The organism is Paraherbaspirillum soli (genome assembly GCF_042654985.1).
GTDB lineage: Bacteria > Pseudomonadota > Gammaproteobacteria > Burkholderiales > Burkholderiaceae_D > Paraherbaspirillum > Paraherbaspirillum soli.
This window is the reverse complement of the sequence record NZ_JBHSMT010000029.1, coordinates 139,425-159,086: the sequence shown is the minus strand read 5'-3', so window position 1 is coordinate 159,086 and position 19,662 is coordinate 139,425. Positions and strand designations below refer to the sequence as shown.

The window sequence follows — 19,662 nt, the reverse complement described above, 5'->3', positions numbered from 1 at the left end:
TTCAAAGAAAGAGCATCATGAAACGCATCAGTCTTACCCAACACCTGATAGAACAACAGCGCCTGCACAACAGCATCCCGGCAGAATTGCGACTGCTGATCGAAGTCGTCGGGCGCGCCTGCAAAACCATCAGCCACGCAGTCGGCAAAGGCGCGCTGGGCGAAGTGCTCGGCAGCGCCGGCAGCGAGAACGTGCAGGGCGAAGTGCAAAAGAAACTCGACATCATTTCCAACGAAATCCTGCTCGAAGCGAACGAATGGGGCGGCCATCTGGCGGCGATGGCATCGGAAGAAATGGAAACCATCCATCTGATCCCGAACCGCTATCCGCAGGGCGAATACATGTTGCTGTTCGACCCGCTCGACGGCTCAAGCAATATCGACGTCAACGTCTCCATCGGCACTATTTTCTCGGTGCTGAAAGCGCCGGACGGCATGACCGCGCCGACTGAAAAAGATTTCCTGCAGGCGGGCCGCAAGCAGGTCGCTGCCGGTTATGCCGTCTACGGTCCGCAGACCATGCTGGTGCTCACTACCGGCAACGGTGTTCATTGCTTCACGCTGGACCGCGAAATGGGCGCCTGGGTACTGACCCAGCGCGACGTTCAGATCCCGGCCGAAACCAAGGAATTCGCCATCAATGCATCCAACGCCCGTCACTGGTATCCGCCGGTCACGCGTTATATCGACGAGATGCTGGCCGGCAGCACCGGGCCGCGTCAAAAAGACTTCAACATGCGCTGGATCGCATCGATGGTCGCCGACGTCCATCGCATCCTCAACCGCGGCGGCATCTTCATGTACCCGGCCGACGCCCGCGAACCGGACAAGCCAGGCAAGCTGCGCCTGATGTACGAAGCCAACCCGATGGCCTTCATCGTCGAGCAAGCCGGCGGCGCTGCCACCGACGGCAAGCAGGCGATCCTGGATATCCAACCGGAAAAACTGCACCAACGCGTGCCGGTTTTCCTCGGTTCGAAAAATGAAGTGGCGCTGGTGACCAGCTATCACCAGGAATAAGCGGCGTGGCTACACCGCGAGGCCGGATCGGCCTTGCGGTCGGTGATGGACGACATCGAAAACTTATTGCCGATGTAAAATCACGCACCTGTAATAAAACACCCCAAGCGAAATTGCTTAACGATTAATACAAGAGGAATAGATTGAAAACTGCACTAATCGGAGATAAAGACATCCCCGAGTTTGACAAAGAAATTATGACCAACTTGTTGGTGACGATTGTTGAACTGAACGTCGTCAGACAAGACGAGATCCTGATCGCCATCCGCAACGCCAAGCAAGAAATCTACCGCGTCATCGGCGCTTCGAACGCCAAGCAATTTCAAAACGCCGTTGAAGAATTGGAAGACCTGGGCTTGACCAACGAACTGGAAGAGACCGATCGCGCAGCCAATGGCTACGACGCGATTTTCAGTCTGACTGAATGATCAATGCATGACGCTTTGCTTGCTGACTGACGGGTAAAACGGTTTGACTGCCGCTTGTTGGCGGCTCCCTGTTGCTTACTGTCGCTGCTCAAAACGCCGGTACGGCGGTTGTGGCGATATGGAAATGTTGACAGTAGAAGCTGCTGCAAGAAAAAGCTATAATCGGCCGCAAGCTGATGTAGCTCAGTCGGTAGAGCAACTGATTCGTAATCACTCTTTTAGGGTCCGGAAAAAGTTGGAAGGTTGGCGGCGAAAGCCGCCAAATTTCCTACTGAGAAGTGCGCATACCGCCTGACCATCTCCTCACTCTCCCACCCTCCCAATTCCTGCAATGCAAACAGCGGCGTACCATTCTGTACGTGCCAGCTGGCCCAAGTGTGGCGCAAGTCATGCCATCGAAAATCAGAAATCCCCGCACGCTTCAGCGCCTTATACCAGGCAGCAGTGCTCACCTGAATTACCCTCTTCCCCTTGTAGCTAAATACGTGCGTTTGATGTCTGCCGACTCGCGTCAGCACGACGCGCATAGCGTCAGTGTTGAGCGGAACAGTGATAGCTTTGCCGCCTTTTGCTTGGTCAGCATGTATCCACGCAACCTGACGCTTTAGATCAACTTGCGACCATTCGAGGCCTGTTACGTTGGCACGACGAAGACCGGTAGCGAGAGAGAATGCTGCCATCGCGGAAAGATGTTCGGGAAGCTCTCGCAACAAACGCACAGCCTGTAGCTTGGACAAGTAGCGAACGCGGCGCGACGGCTCTTTGAGCAAACGAAATTTTGGTGCAGACGGTAGCCAATCCCAATCCGTGACGGCGAGATTAAGGACCGCGCGGAGAAGGGCGAGCATGCGATTAACAGTAGCGTTAGCAACGCCGGAGGTGATTTTTTTATGGATGAGAGACGCAACTACAGAGCGATCAATATCAACAAGTGGCACGCCAGACAAATGCAAGTTAAGCCAACGAATATTCGCCTTGTCAGACTTAATCGACTGCTTGTGAACCTTTTCCTTCAGCCACCGATCAGCGGCATCATCCCATGTGTAAATCAACAGCTATTACTCCCGGACACGGCCAACAATCAAACATGTGCTTAAATAGGCAATATTGTAATTTGGCAATGAGGGAAAAACATGCTTCGCAAGACAATAAATTTAGTTTTTTGCATTGGACTATCTACAACAATCGTCGGAGGCTTGGTATGGGTAATGCAAAAGTCGATGTCGCCAATTAAGGTCAGCGTTGAGCCGACGCCAGAGCAATCAAAACCGAAAATGATCAGCGAAGGTGCGCAGGAATTCGCGCCGCCGCAGGTCGTTGAATCAAATATTCCGGGCCAAATATTTAAATGCCACTCAGGCGGCAAGATTACCTACTCGGATAAAAAATGCACCCAAGCTGCAACCGTAGTAACCATCCATGAAAGTAGCGGCGGATTTGTCAGTCCTGACCGGACTGTGATCGCAGACGCCAGGGCGCGAATACGTGCGGACATTCAGCGAGAAGGCTCTGTGGCAGCGACAAACCAAGGGCAGGGCGCTACAAACTCGAACAACCAATATGAATGCAATTACCTGAGCCAGCGCGTAAAGGATATTGATGAGTCCTCAAGAATGGCGCAGAGCGGACAATCGCAACAGGCGTTAAGGCTAAACCGGCAAGACGCCAGAGATCGGCAATTCAGGCTTGGCTGCTAAAGCTTCGGGGTTAAGAGCAAAAACAAAGTCAAAAGCGGTCTTCAGGGGCGAGGGTGGATAACGTGAAGCTCTTGCAGTCTTCCTCGTTGGCCAGTGGACTGCCCGACTAAAAATCCGTCTGCCACGCTGGAAGCGATCACCTCCACGCTCCGAATGCCGCAACCTGGAGAAACGGGCAATTAACACGCACGGATATTTTGCCCTGCGGGCCGTCTCTACTCAGCTGTGACGGCCCTCATTGACTTATTTTCGTGACGCGTTACTTTTATTATTTGACGAGAGTGCGATGCTAATGGTCCTCGCGTGTATGTCACAGGCGCAGCACATAGACAGTAGATTCTTGAATTTCGTAGCGCATCTCATAGTAATTTTTGTGACTTGTCACGATTAAAGAATGCATCCCACTCAGGCATGTCAACCTTCAATCGATCCAGGACGAACGCCTGACGATCAAGAATCAAATTTTCAAGCATCTGTTGCCGATTAAGGCCGAAATGAGCCGCCAATCGACTAAGCGCGAAAAAAGCATCAGAACTCACCATCGACGACAGCGAATATTCGCCATCGTCACCGGACCTGCGCATTCTCCGAGACCGTCTTTGACGCTCTGCCGGTGTCATCGGATTTTCGACGCGGGGACGGCCGCGACCGCGTTTTGGTTCTGAAAGCAATTCGAGAGTCTTGGTGTCTTCGGGCTGGCGCATACATCCTCCTGTCTGTGTACGGCTCTATTATATGTGACGCGTCACGGATATTTATCTTATAGGGAAATGGTGTAAATCATTTATACAATATAAGGAATAGAAATTTTCCGTGACGCGTCACGTTTTGCAATCGCAAACGCCAGACGCGCCGGAACAGCACGCGATCGCGACGCATCAAGACACGCGCATATTGCGTCGTCGGCCGGCGACGAAAACGAGAGGATAAGCCGTCAAGGTACGCCTCGGACAAAGCAGGGAACATGTAACCGGAAACGCGTTCCCGAGTCGGCAGCAATGACCAGGACACAAGCGCGCCGACGAGCGCGCCCAGGAGAAACAATTTCCACAGCTCCGGTTGAAGAGCAGATGCAACCTCTGCGATTTGCTCAGGTGTCAATGGTGCAGTCATTTTTGCGCTCCTATTTTCTTGCCCAGTACGCCGTAGCCGTCCTCATCCAAAACAACGACAGACGGGCCGCCAGACGATTTTTCAGCCGATGCCAGTACGACGCCATCAGCGCGGCTGTTTGACGCTGTCTGCTGCTGATTGTGGCCTCCCTTGTCATCAAAATCCACGAAGTAGCCGCGCGCCACGATGTCGCGACACAGCAGGTCCGGCACATCCATCGGCGTGGCCTGTTGCGTGAAGCAGCTGCATTTCTTTTGATTGGCGATACAGGAGGACGGCACCGGCGCCGTCGTCGGCTTCGTTATTTCGTCATAGCGTGGCGCGGTCTGCGGCAGTCCGGCGATGCGCGGAGTACGTTCAAACATGTACTGCCTGGCGTCGGCCAGCGCATTGGTATACGACGCTTTCAATGCGCCATTCGCAGCGCCACCATTTGCGGCCGGAGCACCAGTACCCGCAGCACCGACAGAAGCATCCTGCTCATGTTTCACTGTGCGTTGTTGGAAGCGATGAAAAACGAAGATCGCCAGCCCGATCACGGCGACGATTACAAAGCACGCGAGGATGATTTGCATCGGGATGCCGCGCTTGACGGTGTGAACTTCCGCAGACTTGTAATACTCGTAAGCAGCCTTTGGGAATTTCCATTTATGGGTAATCGCGTTTTTGTGGCTGGCCGCATTTTGCGGACTGACATTCGCCGACGACCATTCGTAAATCGTGGCGCGGGCGAAGCCAAATTTACGGATCGCGTGCAGATGGCGACCAACGAGCTGACGGACGAAATTATCGACTAGGCTAGGATGCTGCGTAATCAGGAAAATATCGAAGCCCTTGTGTCGATGTGTCGCCAGCTTCTCATAGAAGTCTGGCAGCTTGGAGCCGTTAGGACGCTTCGGAAAAACAAATTGCGCCTCATCGATCACGATGATGGATCCATTCGGCAGCGATAGCCATTCTTCAGGCTTAAATTCAGTCCATGGCAGCTTTAAATCAGTGATGCCCGAGTAGTAGACATCGCGGCTCTCTTTCTCGGAATAGGCCTTGATATACGAGAGCGCATACAGCGTTTTTCCGTTGCCCGGCAGGCCAGTAATAATCGTAATCATTTGAACACCATCTTTTTCACAGCACCGCCGATACCGCGAACCGCAAGCGATGCGGCAACCGCAGAAAACAGCACCGACAACGCTTTATCGATCCACAGAAATGCCAGCAGATTCACCATGTCGGCAGGCATGCCGGAGAAACCGGATACGACCGCCTGTTTCATCGCGTTGAGCGCCACCGTTGAACCCGTGTAGGTAATAAAGCCGATGCCGATTGCCAGAACCGCACGCCACACCAGAGACGCCATCAGCGACGCTAAAGCGCCCATTAAAGCCGGAAGAAAAACAGCTAGAAACATGTTGATTACCCCTGAAGGACGGACTTGGAAACGAGTAAGTAGGCCACGACCAAAGCGCAGGCCATCACTGCATAGCGCAGTGGCTTGATGTCGCCGCATGCAGCGGCAAACGGGACCGGTATAGCGCGACCATTGACACTGATCGACCGATCGGAGAAGCAGGAGCCGCCGCCGAGAAAGCCCGACTGGTCGAGCGACTGCGAGCTCAGATCAACCGTATCACCGGCCTTTGTCTTATCAATCTGCCCTTGCATCGGGTCGTTGCCGCTCAGCAGGCTTTTGCCTAGGTCTTTGGCCGCAGACGGCACCTGATTGGCGCAATTGTCGTCCCGCATTTGCCGCAGGATTGCGCCCTCGATCGCGTCGCCAGTCACGGCGACGTTTGACACTGAGCCAGAGCAGCCGTTGCCGGTGACTTGAGAGTTCTTGCACACGTTCAATTCGGGATGCTTGACACACATATCGTTCTTGCCGTCGTCATTCGTGCCTGCGCCACCGGATGCATTCGGCGTTGTCGAGCCGGACAGCGTGCATTTTTTGGTGCCATCGGCCCCGATCGTGCAATCGGTTCGAGTCGTCGTCGTGCTGCCGTCGCGATTTGTTGTTGTACTTGAATCCGTGGTCGTGGTCGAGCCGTCGGGATTCGTCGTTGTTTGGGTTGGGGCTTTCGTTGTAGTTTGCGGCGGCGTCGGCGCATCGGTGCCGGAGCCTCGACACATCGGCGTGCCGGCAGAATCGGTGCCGACATTTTCAGTCCCCGCAGGACAGCCACTGCTGCTATCGCCACGGGTATTCACAGGCACAGGGGGCGCATCGGGCGGGGGTGTTGCCGGAGGCGCAGGCTGCGGGACATTGCCGGCGGATGGCGTGCCGTTTTGCGTACCCTGAACGTTGCACATTACATGGGCTTTGGTTGTGTCTGGCGACGAGTTCCAGCACTGCGTAATCTTGGTGTCGCCGGGAGATAGATCGCAAGAACCATCAGAGGCCGGGGTATTTTCTCTACCTCCAATTGCGCCCATATCGAAGGTGAATTGTGTTTTCGTTCCGGCCTTACAGGTTACAGAGGGAGGGTCAGGCGTATTTGTACCGCAATACGCAGGGACGCCGGCACCGACGCCGCCTAGGACATTCGAACCATCAGGACACGACGCCGCAGAGATAAACTGTATGGCATAAGGTGCCGAGCACGTCATCAATGCAATCATCCCCATTTGGTCATAGGAGTAAGGTCCTGCAGTCGCCCCATGCGCCTTACAAAGTGCGTCTGCACTCGGAAAAGCCAAGCTGGTCACATCGCGCCACACGACGTACACGGGGCTAGCCGCATGACTCACCTTGTGTACCACCATCATGACCAAGGCGACACACACACCGACAACGATCCGCTTCAGTAAATTATTCATGACCTAAACAAAATCCAGAACGCGCCGCATGTAGCCACGATGACGAACAATCCATTCATAAAGCCCCCGAGGAAAAACGGGAGCCGAAGCTCCCGTGTTTTAAACGTGTACTGCTAACGCTTACTTGATGACGCGACGCAGCCAGGTAAAAACAGTGGCCGCAACGATCACGCTAAGCACCAGGCCACCGGCAATATTGACATCACTAGTAGCCTGGGTAGTGGCTGGAGAAATATCGATAGTGCTAGCAGCATTAGCTACCGATACGCCCACAGCCAACGCAAAGCCGCCAACTACGCCGACAACATTGCGACCATACTTCCGAGCTTGTTTAACCAGTTTCATTTGAATTTCCTTTCACGACCGAAATCACGGCCTTAATACCCCAAGCAGCCCCCCAGACCAGCACAATACCGGCTGAGATCAAGCCGCCATCTTCGGCAGACATGGAAAACAGCGAATTTCCAATATCTGCCCCGCTTTGCACCACGTAGGAACACGTGGATACATTCGTAATCGAAGGGTCGATCTTGAGTACATATGACCCATCCGATTGTTGTACTGCGACGGCGCAAGTCGCCATTACACACGCGCCACTTTTTCAGTTTCTAAAACTTCAAGGGCTGTCTCGACATCAACAACATCCCCTTCAGGTGAGTCCAGCCAATCGACATATTCCTCATGTCGAGAATGCCGCTCATCAGACGCATCGACATCGACGGGAACGCCACTGTCTGCAGCGAACTGAGAGCCTACAAACTCATGCGCAACGTATTCCCCCGCATCTTGGCGAAGCAACTGAGCTTCAAATCCATCCTCCCATGAAGCGACCGCCGCTTCATGTTCATCCTGAAAAGATGAGCCATCGTGATCGAAAAAATCGGCGACAACATCGGGGTCAACGACATCATCTGAAATGTCCTGCTGCACGTGATTCGGTTCGTCCCACGTCCGAAACTGAAAGGCGTTTTCGGCGCTGTCCGAGCCGCCATTGATCACTATGCGAAGCCAGAAAAAAACTGTGCCGGCGACGATCACGCCGAGAACCAAGGTGCCAGCAACTTCAACGTCTCTCTTGGCTTGCAGGATGAACGGCGGTAGAAAGCTGACGGCAGCATGAGCAGGGGAAAAAGAGATCAGCACAAGCGTAATGACAGAGCTGAAGAACCCTATAAGACGTTTGAGCTGATTCATTTGCATCACCTATTTAATTATTTATACGATTAATCTGCAGCAGCCTTGGGCGTTGCCTGCATTTCGTCCTCACCACCGTTCTCGACCGCGATTTCCTCGTCCAGAAATAACTCCGGGAAATCATCGGAATCGTAAAAGCCAGACGACGGCGAATCTATGAACTCGACATACTCTTCGTGCCGGGAATGACGCGGATCGGTAGCCGAAACAGTGATGATTGCCATTTCTTTTCTCCGGAAATTATTTATACGATTAAGCAGCGACGGCCTTAGGCGCTGGCTGCACCTTCACAGCTAACAACTCAGCCAAATTGATCAGGCGCACCAGCTTGGCCGAAACAATCATCTGCGTTGGCTTGCCGCCTGCACCTGGGCGACTCTTGGAATCGATGTCGAAAATGCCGATCGAGCAGCCGGGAAGAGAAGCCATAATCTCTTTCGAGATTTCAGGCGTACACGGCGATTTCATCGGCTTGACGCCGGCGTTGAGATCGCTCGCTTCGCGGTAGTCGTTGAAGTAATAAACCTGATCGATCAGGTTGATGACGCCGGTTTCTTTGTCCTTGATTTCGTAGTGATCGACGGATTGAATTAATACGCGTTCTGTCATGATGATTCCTTAAGCAGCGAGTTGAAGAGAAGGCATATACGTAGCCCGGTTACGTGCAGGCAAAATGCAACGACGCATATCTGCGCGCAATGGTGAAAAATCTTTAGGCAACAGCGTGTCATTGGCGACGACATGGATGTCAGTTCCTACCCACGACACGCCGGCATCGAGCAACGCTTTCTTGTAGCGGTAAAAGGTCGCTTTGCGATTCGGCAGGTAATTTTGCTTAACGATGTTTTCGCCAAGGATGGTCAGCTGTGACCAGAAGCCGAAATATCGATCGGCGTTCATATCGCCATGCATCAGCTTTAAGCGCTTCATAACAGCCCTGTTGTCGCGTACCGTATCCATACCGGACTTTCCTTCCTTCAAAAGCCGCCTCATATCGTGCTCATAGACACCGGCAAGGTAGTCGTCTGTCACTTGGTGGACCAGCGGCAAAGTTCCAAAATCGTGGCGCAGCTTTTCTGCGTGTATCTCGACTTCGCAACGCAGACGATTGTTCGCCAGTCGCTGCAAAGCGAGCATTTTTTTCGCGACGATCTGCTGCGATTTCTGAAAACCGCATCCCTGGCGATCGAGCGAAATCAGCAGATGACGCTTGATGCGGTCGTAATCGTGCTCGCGAAATTCGACGCCCTTGTGATACAGCTTGATCGTCGTGAACGAGCCGGGGAAATACAGCGCATTGACACCGTATTTGTGCCCAGTCCGGCGCGGGTAATCGACCGTGTTGCTGGACTCAAAAAATTCCTGAATCGCGACGAACGGCAAGCGGAATACTTCGGCCCAGTCCACGCGCCTGACGATCCATTCGGAATACACCGGGAGCGTGACGCCAAGGCGCTGCTCTACCTGATGCAAAAATTCTTTGACCGTCGCTTGAAAATCGAGAGGGCCGCCGTAGACGTTGTGACCCAGCTTGATCTTATGCACCGACGCTTCGATGATCAGATACGGCCTGGAGTCTTCCATCTTCGGCGAACCCTTTTTCTTGAACACGCCGGGTTCCACTTGCACCAGCCGTTGCACCGGACGTTGCCGCCAGACGCGAAACGAAATCCGTGCATCGTGCGAGCCTTCCAGGGTGCCGGTCGTCAATTCGTACAACACTTCACCGGACGCGTTATCGATGCCCTGGCGTAAAACCGACTGCATTTCGAGAAAAGCTGCGAGCTTTTCATCAATGGATGGACTCTCGATTTTGATGGTGTCGATCATCCAGTCTCACCCGTGAGACAAATTGGCGGAAGTCTCACCGGTGAGACTTATCTGGGGTGCTACTACGCACCCAGACGAAAACTCAACCCCAACTGCAACAGCAAAAACACCACCAGCGGCGGCTCGTGCGCTGGCGCGCCCGGCTTCGCCGCTGGTGGTGTTTTTTGCTTCAGCAATGCGGTCTTGCAAAATCTGCTCAGCCCATTCGATCTGGCGGGTTACATACGCCGAACCCAATACGTCCTGACGTGACACGAGCAGAGACATGTAGCTTTCAGGATCAAAGAGGAGGGATGTAGTTGTATCCACGGTTTACCTTTTGGGCCGGTATGTTATTGTTTACATCGTGAAACCGTCGCAGCTAGAGACGGTGCGGTATGAAACGGTTCAAAATGGAACGTTTCAACATGGAACGTGATGACTATAGGAGGTTTCAATATGGAACGTCAAGATGTTTTGCTTACAAGTACTATTGATATTTTAAATATCGCAAAGGGTTCTGATAGCGACAATGTATTGGCCGATAGATTGGGCGCAAACAGGCCGATCATCAGCGCATGGAGACGGCGGCAGCACGTAGGGGCGGAGTACACGGCACGCCTAGCGGAACTCGCAGGGGTAGACGTTGAGAAGGCTCTTGCACTATGTGCAATAGAAGGAATACAAGACGACGAGGTAAGGCAAAGCCTAGTGAAGAAATTGCAGCGCAGATATAATACCGACAAAGCTGATGTAGCTCAGTCGGTAGAGCAACTGATTCGTAATCAGTAGGTCGGACGTTCGATTCGTCTCATCAGCACCAATACCCAAGCGGCTTACAGCGATGTTTGCCGCTTTTTTTTTTTGCTCCGCAATTCCCAGAAAAACTCGATCGCGCACGGAGGAAAATAAGGAATGGCGAATGATGATCGCACCAGGACGATTGCCGGTAGAACGCCGGAGTCGGCTGCCATGTTGGCAAACGTCAAACGAGCGATGGCGATTATCGCCAATCTTAACCGTTTAACGTTCAACGATGCGGACGAAGTCCGGGCCTTGTTCAGCGATCTCATCGGCAAGAAGGTGGACGACAGCTTCATATTGATTCCACCGTTCTATACGGCCGGCGGGGTCGATATCAGTGTCGGCCACAATGTTTTTGTAAACCAGAACTGCACTTTTTATGACCTTGGTGGACTCGACATTGCTGACGATGTGATGATCGGGCCGAACGTGAACATCATCACGACTGGCCATCCCATTGAACCTTCCCAGCGGCGCGCCTTCGTAGTCGCAAAGCCCATCGTAATTGAAAGAAACGTTTGGATCGGAGCCGGCGCAACGATCATCGGTGGAGTGACGGTGGGCGAAAACTCGGTTGTTGGGGCGGGTTCTGTCGTCACCAAGGACGTTCCCCCGAATACTCTTGTCGGTGGAAATCCGGCAAGGGTCATTCGTTCGATTGCTGACTAAGGCCCGTTCAAAAGAACTGCACCGTACGTCTGAAGATGTTCCGGCAGAAGAAGAAGTAACCGCACGTTTGCGTTTGACGAAAGGAAATTAAAGTACGTTAAGCCTTGAAATTGACTTTTCTCACCACAACTAGAAAGGCGAAAGCTTAGCCGGATCTCTTCCAAACAATTGATTTAATGAGGAATGTCGATATGTCAATAAGCACACCTGAGAATACAGAACAACTCGGCTCTATCAATCAAAAAATTATTGCCGACGGCGAGAGTCTGCCAATTGTTGAGCTCAGCGATGGGAGCAAGGTGCAGACCGGAACGGTTGCGACCATGCTGCATAACGTTACCCTATACAACGAGGGTGCCAGAGGCGCAATCGAGAAGGAACTCGAACTATCGGTACCAACACTCATTAAAGTTGGCCTGTTCGATCTCTTCTCGCCAGAAGAATGGATAAGCAGTTCAAATCCCGGCCGTCGATTTGTCGGCGAAAAGGCAAAAGAGCATCTTGATCGTCACCCAAAGCTTCCCCATTTAATCGACCAAACGTCAATTTGAAGCAAACCCTAGGAATGACACGAAACTGTTTGCAAGCTATCGCAAAAAACTTCAACCGCTGCTGGAGAGCAGATCGATGACATGCCGCTTGTTTCATGCATACGCTATGAGACAATGCGCACGGGCAGGTAAAGTGGTGTCACATTTTTTGACGGAGATATGAATGAAACGTTTGTTGATTTGTGCATTGCTGGGCGCGATGGCGTCGGGTTCTGCACTGGCCGATGCCGGTCTGGATCTGGCGAAGTCGAAGAACTGCCTGGCATGCCATGCGGTGCAAAACAAGGTCGTCGGACCGGCATACAAAGACGTCGCGGTGAAATTCGCCGGCCAGAAAGGTTCTGAAGACATGCTGGTGCAAAAAGTCTTGAAGGGCAGCACCGGCACCTGGGGCGCCATCCCGATGCCAGCCAATCCGCAAGTCAGCGAAGCCGAAGCGCATACGCTGGTGAAATGGATTCTGTCGCTCAAGTAAACCGATGGCAAAAGCATGATCCGGCATCGCCTTCCGCGATGCCGGGATAAAAGCGCTCACAGGAGCGCTTTTTTTACGGCCATTGGCAGCGGCAATAAAAAGGCGCCCCGCAGGACTAATGCCGTTCGGTTATCTCTTCATCTTCAAGCAGCTCGACATGGTTATCCTTTTTCTGTTCAATCAGGCACTGCAACAGAATGTCGATAACAAACGGGTTGCCGGGAGTTGTCGCCAGCGCGTCGCAGAGACGTAATCCTCTCTGACCACCAATATCTGAGCCAGCTCCCGCAGAGCGTGAGTATCTTTCGGATTTATCTTGAGGGTCTCCAAAAACTCTTTCTCCGCGACTTCGTAGTGACCATTCCATCGAGCTTCAAAGCCGGTGATGAAATGCACATGTCGCCTGGCCTGCTGGGTCGGAATTTGAGCAAGCTGATTTTGCGCTTCGGTGATGCTGACTTTGTCGCCGACACGAACGGCCGCCATGCCTAACAATCTTAGCGATTCGACGATGGCATTTTCGGTGAGCGATTCGCGTTTCTTTAACGCTTCCGATGCGAAAGCGACTGCATTTCAGGTCGCCAAATGGCCTCTTAGACTTCGTTCCATTGGCGGTTGATCGAGATGCTGATTGTTTTGGATTCAAGCATGGAGGTCTCTCCTCGCGTGGGGTTGATCCGCTTTTTGCAGGCTTCCGGCGGCGCCGGTTCGCCGTTCGGATCGCGGCTTTTCAGAATAATCCATGTTCAAGTCGGCGCGCTTATTGCATCCTAATGCAATAATAATGTTTTCCTGCGGCAATTTCGTTGTGTGGGTTTGCACTTGTTTTCGCCAATAGACTTGCAACCGCACTGACCTCCAAATCCTGAACCTGCTTCCTCTTAACCTGGAATGATCATGATCGACCATCTCTCCATCGGCACCCATCAGATCGACAAATCCGTCGAGTTCTATACCAACTGCCTTGCTACGCTGGGATACGGCCTGCAGCATCGCGACCATACGCAAGCCATATTCGGTATCGACGGGAAGTGGATCTTCTGCCTTTATCCGGCCGAGCCCGGTACCTCGCTGCTGGGTCACCGCTCGCACGTCGCTTTTTCCGCGCCGTCGAAAACGGCGACGGCTGCCTTCCACCAGGCTGCCCTGGCTCTCGGCGCCAGCACTCTGCGTGAGCCGGGTCCGCGCGCAGACATCAATCCCGAGTACTACGGGACGATAGTGAAGGATCTGGACGGCCACACGATAGAAGTCGTGCACTGGGATAGCGCCGCCGGCGGCAATGCAAGCGATCAATAAATCCCTATCGTTGCCGCGGCTGGTGGCGCTTGCTGCTGTTTGCAATCCAACGCTTGACTTCGAGCGCACTCTAACAAATACACTCGCTGCATGACCACTTCCCTGACGCTTCAGCAGCAGCGGCAGTCATCGAAGCGGCATTGAATGAGAGCGCCGTCACACTATCTTTTGATAAGGAATATGCACATGGACACAAGCAACAACGCAGGCAAAAATACACGCCAATTAGGCGGCAACGGCCCGACGGTTTCCGCCATCGGCCTCGGCTGCATGGGCATGAGCGATTTCTACGCCAATCGCGACGATGCCGAATCCATCGCCACCATCCATCGCGCGCTGGAACTGGGCATCAACTTTCTCGATACCTCCGATATCTACGGCCCGCATACCAACGAAGAACTGATAGCCAAAGCGATCAAGGGCAAGCGCGACCAAGTGTTCATCGCCACCAAATTCGGCATCCTGCGCGATAGCAGCAACCCGCAAGCGCGCGGCGTCGACGGCCGTCCGGAATACGTCCGGCGCTCGGTCGAAGGCAGCCTGAAGCGGCTCGGGGTGGAAACGATAGATCTCTACTACCAGCATCGGATCGATCCGCAAACGCCGATCGAAGACACGGTCGGCGCATTGGCCGATCTGGTCAAGGCGGGAAAAGTCCGCTACATCGGCCTGTCCGAAGCATCGTCCGAGACGCTGGAACGCGCGCACAAGACGCATCCGATCACCGCACTGCAAAGCGAATATTCCCTGTGGACCCGCGATCCGGAGCAAGGCGTGCTGGCGACCTGCCGCAAGCTGGGCATCGGCTTTGTTCCGTATAGCCCGCTGGGACGCGGCTTCCTGACCGGAGCCATCACCCGGCCGGATCAATTTGCAGAGGATGATTACCGCCGCCATACGCCGCGTTTCCAGGGGGAGAACTTCAACAAGAATCTGCTCTTGGTCGACAAGGTCAAAGAATTGGCGAGGCGCCACGGCTGCACGCCAGGCCAACTGGCGCTGGCCTGGGTGCTGGCGCAAGGCGACGACATCGTGCCGATTCCGGGCACCAAGCGCCGCAGCTATCTGGAAGAAAACGTGCATGCGATCGAGCTGCAACTGAGCCAGAACGAGCTGGCGGAGATCGACGCGATCTTTCCATTCGGTGCCGCAACCGGCACCCGTTACGGTGAAGAGAGCATGCAACTGGTTAATCGGTAACTAAGCGCTAACAGATAAATAGTCGGCCTTAAGCCACAAGCGCGCATTGACCCGATCAATTGCGCGCTTTTTTATAAACCTAAAAGTGATAGCGCAGCTCGGCAAACAAGCTTTGAGTCGACTTGCTGCCGCCAAAATAAGTATTGGCCCGGCCGTAATACAGCTCGGCGCCGACCGTCAGTTTGACATTGTCTTGCAGCGCATAAGCCACCAACGGTCGCCAGTAGCTGGTATTCGGCTGGAAGTAGCTAAACGCCAGCAACTCGGCCTCCAGCGTGCCGTTCAGCCATTTTTTGCCGATCCGCATGGTGGCGCCGAATTTGTTTTTGCGCTCCTGGTTGAAGCTGATCGCGTTGACCGTGGCCAGATTGCGCTGGTCGGCTCCGACTATGCTCGCCGCATCGGCGAGGTTGCCGGTCTGTTGCGCGATCAATTGCAGGTTGATATTCAAGTCGTCATCGAAATTGCGATCGACGCCAGCCACCAGCATCCAGTCGCTGCGAAAGCCGCCCGCAGTCTGCGCTTCATCCCGCAGCACCCGCGCCACTTCGGCCCGCAAGCCATAACGTCCCAGGTTGAGCGCCGCGTCGGCGCCGAACACGCTGATTTTCGGATAGTGCAGGGCGACCGTGCTGGCGCTGTCGGTCGCCTGCCATTCCGGCAGCAGCTTATAGCCGCGGAAATAGCTGAGCGACCAGTCGAGCCGGTCGCCGCGCGCATCGTATTTCCATGCCAGCGGCCAGCGATTGTGCGCCGGCCGCTGATCCAGGAAGGCAATGCCGTCGTCCGGCGGCAGCGGCGCTTTGCTGGGCTGGAAACTCGGGGTCAGGTACAGTGTGATGGTCTTCTGCGCGTCCGGAAAATAATTCATCTTCAGCGCCGACACGCCGCTGCGCTGATCTTCCTCGTACGGCAACTGGACGCGATAGTTGCGCGGCGTCAGATTGTCGGTCGGGTTGATGCCGTCGGCGCGGCCCCAGGCCACGATTTGCTTGCCCAGCTTGAGATCGACCCGATCCGAATGCCATAGCGCAAATGCTTCCAGCACTTCAGTCCTGGGCGCGGTCTGGCTCAGTTCCGGATCATGCCAGCGCACTACCGCCTTGCTGCTGATGTTTTGACGCCAGTCAGATTCGATTTTCACATCGCCGGTGGCGCCCACGACGTCATGCCGCCGATCCAGCTCTTTCGATACATGGTAGTAGTCGAGCCGCAGATCGCCGCTGAATTGATGCGACGCCGCAGCCTCATCCGCCAGGGCCGCGCCAGCCGCCGACAGCCCAAGCAAGGCCGCTGCAACACACTTGAAAAATCTCATCTACTCTCAAGTGTCCTGGTGCTGAATACATTGTCCGCAATGGAAACCTTGGTATCAATCACATCGAGTGAAAACAGCGTCTTGTGGCCGGTCTGCACATTCGTCATTTCCCGGCTTTGCGCCAGCCAGCGGCCCTTGTCCGCTTCCACCAGCTTGGGCTGGCGCAGCCATTGCACTTTCAACAGCTGGCCTTCCAGATCGTAGTACTCGACCTTTGCCTCCAGTGCGCTGTCCTTGCGCAGCCAGCTGATCTTCTTGCTATAGCCACTGTCGTTGCGCACCTTGTCCGACACCGGGATCGACTGGATCACGTAGCAGTCCTGGTTTTCCACCGTTTCAGAACGCAACAGCGTGTGCTGGTACAGCTCGACCCGCGGCGGCAGCATTTCGCCGTAGCTGAAGTCGGAGCCCATGAAGCTGTCTTTCTTGTTATTCGAAATCAATCTGCGGACCTTTTGCAGCGCCGGCAAATAAATCCACAGATCGTCGTCGGCGTCCGCCCGCTCCATTTCAAGAAAGCCGGTGCCCTTGATATCGGCCGGATACTGGAAGCGCACGATCAGGTTCGAATCGATGCCGTTCTTTTGCAGCTTCGACAGGGTTTCCATTTTCCGCTCGCGCTTCTGGCCGTCGGCTGCGATCAAGCTCATCGTCGTTTGCGACTTCAGCATGCTGATTTTGGAAATATAAAAATTGCGTTCCATCAGCTGCTGCGCCGTCGGCTCGGCCTGCACCGCGCTGCCAGCGCACAACAAGATCAGCGCCGCGCCGACGCTACGCACATGTTTCAACATCTTCATTCTCCTTCCGCCAGGGGCGCTGCATCGATAGGGAACAGTGGGCGCGGCTGGCCGAACACGAAACGCGGCTTGAACACCATCATCATCGAGCGCAAGAACACCAGCGCGCACACCGTGCTGACCGTCATCGTCACGATCACCATCAGCGCAAAACGGATGTAGAACGCAAAGCCGGTCGCCAGCAGCACCGAGTAGCCGCCGGCAATCGACAGCGCCACCAGCACAATCGCCTTGCCCGAGGTCATCAGCGAAGTGCGGGTCGCCAGCGCCAGGTTGCCGTGCCGCTGGTATTCCTCGCGGAAGCGGAACAGCAAATAGATTTCATAATCGGCGCCGACCCCCATCGCCATCGAGGCCGTGGTCGAAGTTCCCATATCCAGCGGAATCCCGAACCAGCCCATCAAACCGAGGTTGGCCAGCATGATCAACACCAGCGGGATCGCGACAAACAAGCCGCCGACGAAGGAGCGCAAGACGAGGCTGGCCAGGAAAAATACGATCAAGGTCATCTGCACCATGTTCTGTATCTTGTCGCGCGTCAGGGACTCGTTGATCGCGATCGTCTCCGGCAGGCTGCCGCCTATCCCGACCGTGACTTCAGCCGGAAAATATTTCTCGATGATCGGTTTGCTCAAGTTGTACAGCGCCTCGGCGTGCTGGGTGCTGTCCTCCTTCAGCAGCACCTGGATCACCGCCTGCCGATAATCGCCATCCACCATATTGTCCAGATCCTGCGGCTCGCCGGACATCGAAAACAGCAACAGGTATTGCGCCACCAGCTCCTGGGTATCGGGGACCCGGTAATAGGCGGGGTCGTCGGCGTGCATGGCCTGGTTCATTTTCTTGGTCATGTCGGCCAGCGAAGTAGTCTTGCCGACCCCAGGTTGCCGGTTCAAGAATTGCTGCAATTCGGACATCGCCTGCAGCACCTTGGGATTCTTGATCGCATCTTGCTTGCTGCCCTGCACCAGGAAGAACATCGAGTTGGTGCCGCCGAAATGGCTATTCAGCCTGGCGTCGTTGCGGCGCACCTCGCTGCCCGGCAAGTGATCGTGATTCAAGCTGTTGTCGACATGCAGCCGGGTCACGCCGACCAGCGCCAAGGCCACCAGCGCCAGCCCGCCGATCAGAATGCGCGGCGAGTTGCCGGCCACCAGGCTATCCGCCAGCTTGCTTAATAAACGGTCGAGGACGCTGGGCCGACGCTCGGCGTTTTGCTCGCGCATCCTTGGCGCCGGCAAGGCCGCGCGCAAGGCCGGAATCAGCGTGATTTCCAGCAGCAAGACCGCCGCGATGCCGGAGCCGGCAAACACGCCGAAGTGGCGCACCACAGATACTTCGGCAATCGTCAGCGAGTAAAACGTGATGATCGCAATCAGGCCAGCGGTAATCATGATCGGCGCAATCCAGCCCAGCGATTTGATCACCGCCACCCGGCTCAGATCCTTGTCGCTAAAGCCCTGGATCGTCTTGCCGACCAGCGCCAGGTCCGCCGCCAGCGACGGCTCGCGGCGGCGCCGCGTCAGGTCCTGGAATTCTTCGTAATAGCGCTTCAATATCTGGATCGCGTGACCGGTCGCGACCGCCATGATCAGGATAGGCGTATTGGTGTTCATCACATCCATATGGACCCCGATCAAGCCCATGAATCCCAGCGCCCAGATCACGCTCAGCAAACCGGTCAGCAGCGGCAAAAACATCCCCTGGAAACTGCGGAACGAAAAATATTGCACCAGCATGATGGCCAGGAACGCCGCTCCTAAAAACAGCGGCAGCTGTTTGACATGACGCTCGGTCGCCGCCAGATTGACCAGCAAGCCGCCGCTGACGATCTCGACGCTGGAGTCGCGCTCTCGGTCGACCACAGCCTGTATCTGTTGATAAATCGCGTCATAGCTCGGGTTGAGCTTGTCCATCTGGAAATCGGTGAGCACCGCGGCGGCATCGCCCTGCGGCGAGACCAGGGTGTTGACATACAAGGGGCTGGCCTTGACCGCCGCCTTCAATTCCTCCATCTGCTGCGGGCTGCCCGGGATCGTGTCCAGCATCGGCCGCACCACCATGCCGTCTTCGCCGCCGCGGATATTTTTTATCTTCCTGGCCGCCAGGCTGATGGTGTTGCCCTTGATGACGCCTTTGATTTTTTCGATGCCGCTCTGGATGCGCTGGATTTTAGCCAGCACCGGCGCTTGGTAGATATCGCCTTGCACCGGGATCACGCCGATCACCGTGAAGTTGGTGCCGCCGAACAAGCGCTCAAGCTGCTTGGTGGTTTTGACATACGGATGGGCCTGCGGCGCCCACATGTCGGGGTCCATATCGAGCTTGAGCTTGGCAATGTGGCCGAGTAAAAATACCGTCACCAGCGCCACCGCCAGCATCACCAGCCAGCGCAATTTCACCAGCAATTGGCCGTAACGAATAAACAGGGAGGAAATCATCGAGATTACTTTCGTGTAAAAAGTTCTGTGA

At 54.8% G+C, this 19,662-nt stretch carries 24 protein-coding genes and 1 tRNA gene; 9 read left to right on the top strand and 16 right to left on the bottom strand.

Translation table 11 applies throughout. The features are described from left to right. Nucleotides 1–17: 17 nt before the first annotated feature. A complete protein-coding gene (locus ACFPM8_RS18325; protein WP_378999655.1) occupies nt 18–1,019 on the top strand; it encodes a class 1 fructose-bisphosphatase in 1,002 nt (333 codons plus the stop codon). 197 nt (nt 1,020–1,216) lie between these two features. Further along, nucleotides 1,217–1,447 carry a hypothetical protein gene (locus ACFPM8_RS18320; protein WP_378999653.1) on the top strand — a complete coding sequence of 77 codons (231 nt, stop codon included), beginning with the start codon at nt 1,217–1,219 and terminating at the stop codon, nt 1,445–1,447. Nucleotides 1,448–1,665: 218 nt separating this feature from the next. Here the strand turns inward: ACFPM8_RS18320 and ACFPM8_RS18315 are convergent, their stop codons facing one another. Continuing rightward, nucleotides 1,666–2,499 carry a tyrosine-type recombinase/integrase gene (locus ACFPM8_RS18315; protein WP_378999651.1) on the bottom strand — a complete coding sequence of 278 codons (834 nt, stop codon included), beginning with the start codon at nt 2,497–2,499 and terminating at the stop codon, nt 1,666–1,668. Between the two features lie 81 nt (nt 2,500–2,580). Between ACFPM8_RS18315 and ACFPM8_RS18310 the strand changes: the two genes are divergently transcribed. Beyond that, a complete protein-coding gene (locus ACFPM8_RS18310; RefSeq protein ID WP_378999650.1) occupies nt 2,581–3,144 on the top strand; it encodes a hypothetical protein in 564 nt (187 codons plus the stop codon). A 359-nt stretch (nt 3,145–3,503) separates the two neighbouring features. On the opposite strand, the gene ACFPM8_RS18305 is transcribed toward ACFPM8_RS18310, so the two are convergent. The 11 genes from ACFPM8_RS18305 to ACFPM8_RS18255 all read right to left on the bottom strand — a co-directional run bounded on the left by ACFPM8_RS18305 (nt 3,504) and on the right by ACFPM8_RS18255 (nt 10,404). Next, nucleotides 3,504–3,848, bottom strand: coding sequence for a hypothetical protein (locus tag ACFPM8_RS18305; RefSeq protein ID WP_378999649.1), 345 nt, complete (start codon nt 3,846–3,848; stop codon nt 3,504–3,506). Between the two features lie 76 nt (nt 3,849–3,924). Next, a complete protein-coding gene (locus ACFPM8_RS18300) occupies nt 3,925–4,257 on the bottom strand; it encodes a hypothetical protein (RefSeq protein ID WP_378999648.1) in 333 nt (110 codons plus the stop codon). Next, on the bottom strand, nt 4,254–5,366 hold the full coding sequence (locus tag ACFPM8_RS18295) for a zonular occludens toxin domain-containing protein (RefSeq protein ID WP_378999646.1): 1,113 nt from the start codon (nt 5,364–5,366) through the stop codon (nt 4,254–4,256). The genes ACFPM8_RS18300 and ACFPM8_RS18295 overlap by 4 nt, the downstream gene beginning before the upstream one ends. Next, nucleotides 5,363–5,665, bottom strand: coding sequence for a DUF2523 family protein (locus tag ACFPM8_RS18290; RefSeq protein WP_378999644.1), 303 nt, complete (start codon nt 5,663–5,665; stop codon nt 5,363–5,365). Before ACFPM8_RS18290 ends, ACFPM8_RS18295 begins: the two co-directional genes overlap by 4 nt. A gap of 5 nt (nt 5,666–5,670) precedes the next feature. After that, the gene (locus ACFPM8_RS18285; protein WP_378999642.1) at nt 5,671–7,071 is read right to left on the bottom strand and encodes a hypothetical protein; all 1,401 of its coding nucleotides are present in this window, start codon (nt 7,069–7,071) and stop codon (nt 5,671–5,673) included. Nucleotides 7,072–7,191: 120 nt separating this feature from the next. Beyond that, nucleotides 7,192–7,416 (bottom strand): major capsid protein, encoded by a 225-nt coding sequence (locus tag ACFPM8_RS18280; RefSeq protein WP_378999640.1) that lies wholly within the window; start codon nt 7,414–7,416, stop codon nt 7,192–7,194. Between the two features lie 237 nt (nt 7,417–7,653). After that, nucleotides 7,654–8,265: a hypothetical protein gene (locus ACFPM8_RS18275; protein ID WP_378999638.1), complete on the bottom strand. Its 612-nt coding sequence runs from the start codon at nt 8,263–8,265 to the stop codon at nt 7,654–7,656. A 29-nt stretch (nt 8,266–8,294) separates the two neighbouring features. Continuing rightward, nucleotides 8,295–8,489, bottom strand: coding sequence for a hypothetical protein (locus ACFPM8_RS18270; protein ID WP_378999636.1), 195 nt, complete (start codon nt 8,487–8,489; stop codon nt 8,295–8,297). A 28-nt stretch (nt 8,490–8,517) separates the two neighbouring features. Then, the gene (locus ACFPM8_RS18265; RefSeq protein WP_378999634.1) at nt 8,518–8,874 is read right to left on the bottom strand and encodes a hypothetical protein; all 357 of its coding nucleotides are present in this window, start codon (nt 8,872–8,874) and stop codon (nt 8,518–8,520) included. Nucleotides 8,875–8,883: 9 nt separating this feature from the next. Then, nucleotides 8,884–10,095 (bottom strand): phage/plasmid replication protein, II/X family, encoded by a 1,212-nt coding sequence (locus ACFPM8_RS18260; protein ID WP_378999633.1) that lies wholly within the window; start codon nt 10,093–10,095, stop codon nt 8,884–8,886. 6 nt (nt 10,096–10,101) lie between these two features. Next, nucleotides 10,102–10,404, bottom strand: a complete 303-nt coding sequence (locus ACFPM8_RS18255) for a hypothetical protein (protein ID WP_378999631.1) — start codon at nt 10,402–10,404, stop codon at nt 10,102–10,104. 417 nt (nt 10,405–10,821) lie between these two features. Between ACFPM8_RS18255 and ACFPM8_RS18250 the strand changes: the two genes are divergently transcribed. The 4 genes from ACFPM8_RS18250 to ACFPM8_RS18235 all read left to right on the top strand — a co-directional run bounded on the left by ACFPM8_RS18250 (nt 10,822) and on the right by ACFPM8_RS18235 (nt 12,573). Next, nucleotides 10,822–10,897 (top strand) — tRNA-Thr (locus ACFPM8_RS18250). 92 nt (nt 10,898–10,989) lie between these two features. Then, nucleotides 10,990–11,547, top strand: coding sequence for a sugar O-acetyltransferase (locus ACFPM8_RS18245; RefSeq protein ID WP_378999629.1), 558 nt, complete (start codon nt 10,990–10,992; stop codon nt 11,545–11,547). 191 nt (nt 11,548–11,738) lie between these two features. Next, entirely contained in the window at nt 11,739–12,098 is a 360-nt protein-coding gene (locus tag ACFPM8_RS18240; RefSeq protein WP_378999628.1) for a DUF7709 family protein, read from the top strand. A 163-nt stretch (nt 12,099–12,261) separates the two neighbouring features. Further along, a complete protein-coding gene (locus ACFPM8_RS18235; RefSeq protein ID WP_378999626.1) occupies nt 12,262–12,573 on the top strand; it encodes a c-type cytochrome in 312 nt (103 codons plus the stop codon). Nucleotides 12,574–12,753: 180 nt separating this feature from the next. Here ACFPM8_RS18235 and ACFPM8_RS18230 read toward each other — a convergent pair whose 3' ends face one another. Next, the gene (locus ACFPM8_RS18230; protein ID WP_378999624.1) at nt 12,754–13,059 is read right to left on the bottom strand and encodes a tetratricopeptide repeat protein; all 306 of its coding nucleotides are present in this window, start codon (nt 13,057–13,059) and stop codon (nt 12,754–12,756) included. A gap of 411 nt (nt 13,060–13,470) precedes the next feature. On the opposite strand from ACFPM8_RS18230, the gene ACFPM8_RS18225 reads away from it, so the two are divergent. Beyond that, entirely contained in the window at nt 13,471–13,872 is a 402-nt protein-coding gene (locus ACFPM8_RS18225; RefSeq protein ID WP_378999623.1) for a VOC family protein, read from the top strand. A gap of 186 nt (nt 13,873–14,058) precedes the next feature. Further along, nucleotides 14,059–15,072, top strand: a complete 1,014-nt coding sequence (locus ACFPM8_RS18220) for an aldo/keto reductase (RefSeq protein ID WP_378999621.1) — start codon at nt 14,059–14,061, stop codon at nt 15,070–15,072. Nucleotides 15,073–15,151: 79 nt separating this feature from the next. Here the strand turns inward: ACFPM8_RS18220 and ACFPM8_RS18215 are convergent, their stop codons facing one another. From ACFPM8_RS18215 to ACFPM8_RS18205, 3 genes are read right to left on the bottom strand one after another with little or no spacing between them, the layout of a single operon-like run. Then, a complete protein-coding gene (locus ACFPM8_RS18215; protein WP_378999619.1) occupies nt 15,152–16,390 on the bottom strand; it encodes a hypothetical protein in 1,239 nt (412 codons plus the stop codon). Continuing rightward, the gene (locus ACFPM8_RS18210) at nt 16,387–17,184 is read right to left on the bottom strand and encodes an outer membrane lipoprotein-sorting protein (protein ID WP_378999617.1); all 798 of its coding nucleotides are present in this window, start codon (nt 17,182–17,184) and stop codon (nt 16,387–16,389) included. The genes ACFPM8_RS18215 and ACFPM8_RS18210 overlap by 4 nt, the downstream gene beginning before the upstream one ends. 2 nt (nt 17,185–17,186) lie before the next feature. Continuing rightward, nucleotides 17,187–19,631, bottom strand: coding sequence for an efflux RND transporter permease subunit (locus ACFPM8_RS18205; RefSeq protein WP_378999615.1), 2,445 nt, complete (start codon nt 19,629–19,631; stop codon nt 17,187–17,189). Nucleotides 19,632–19,662 lie beyond the last annotated feature (31 nt).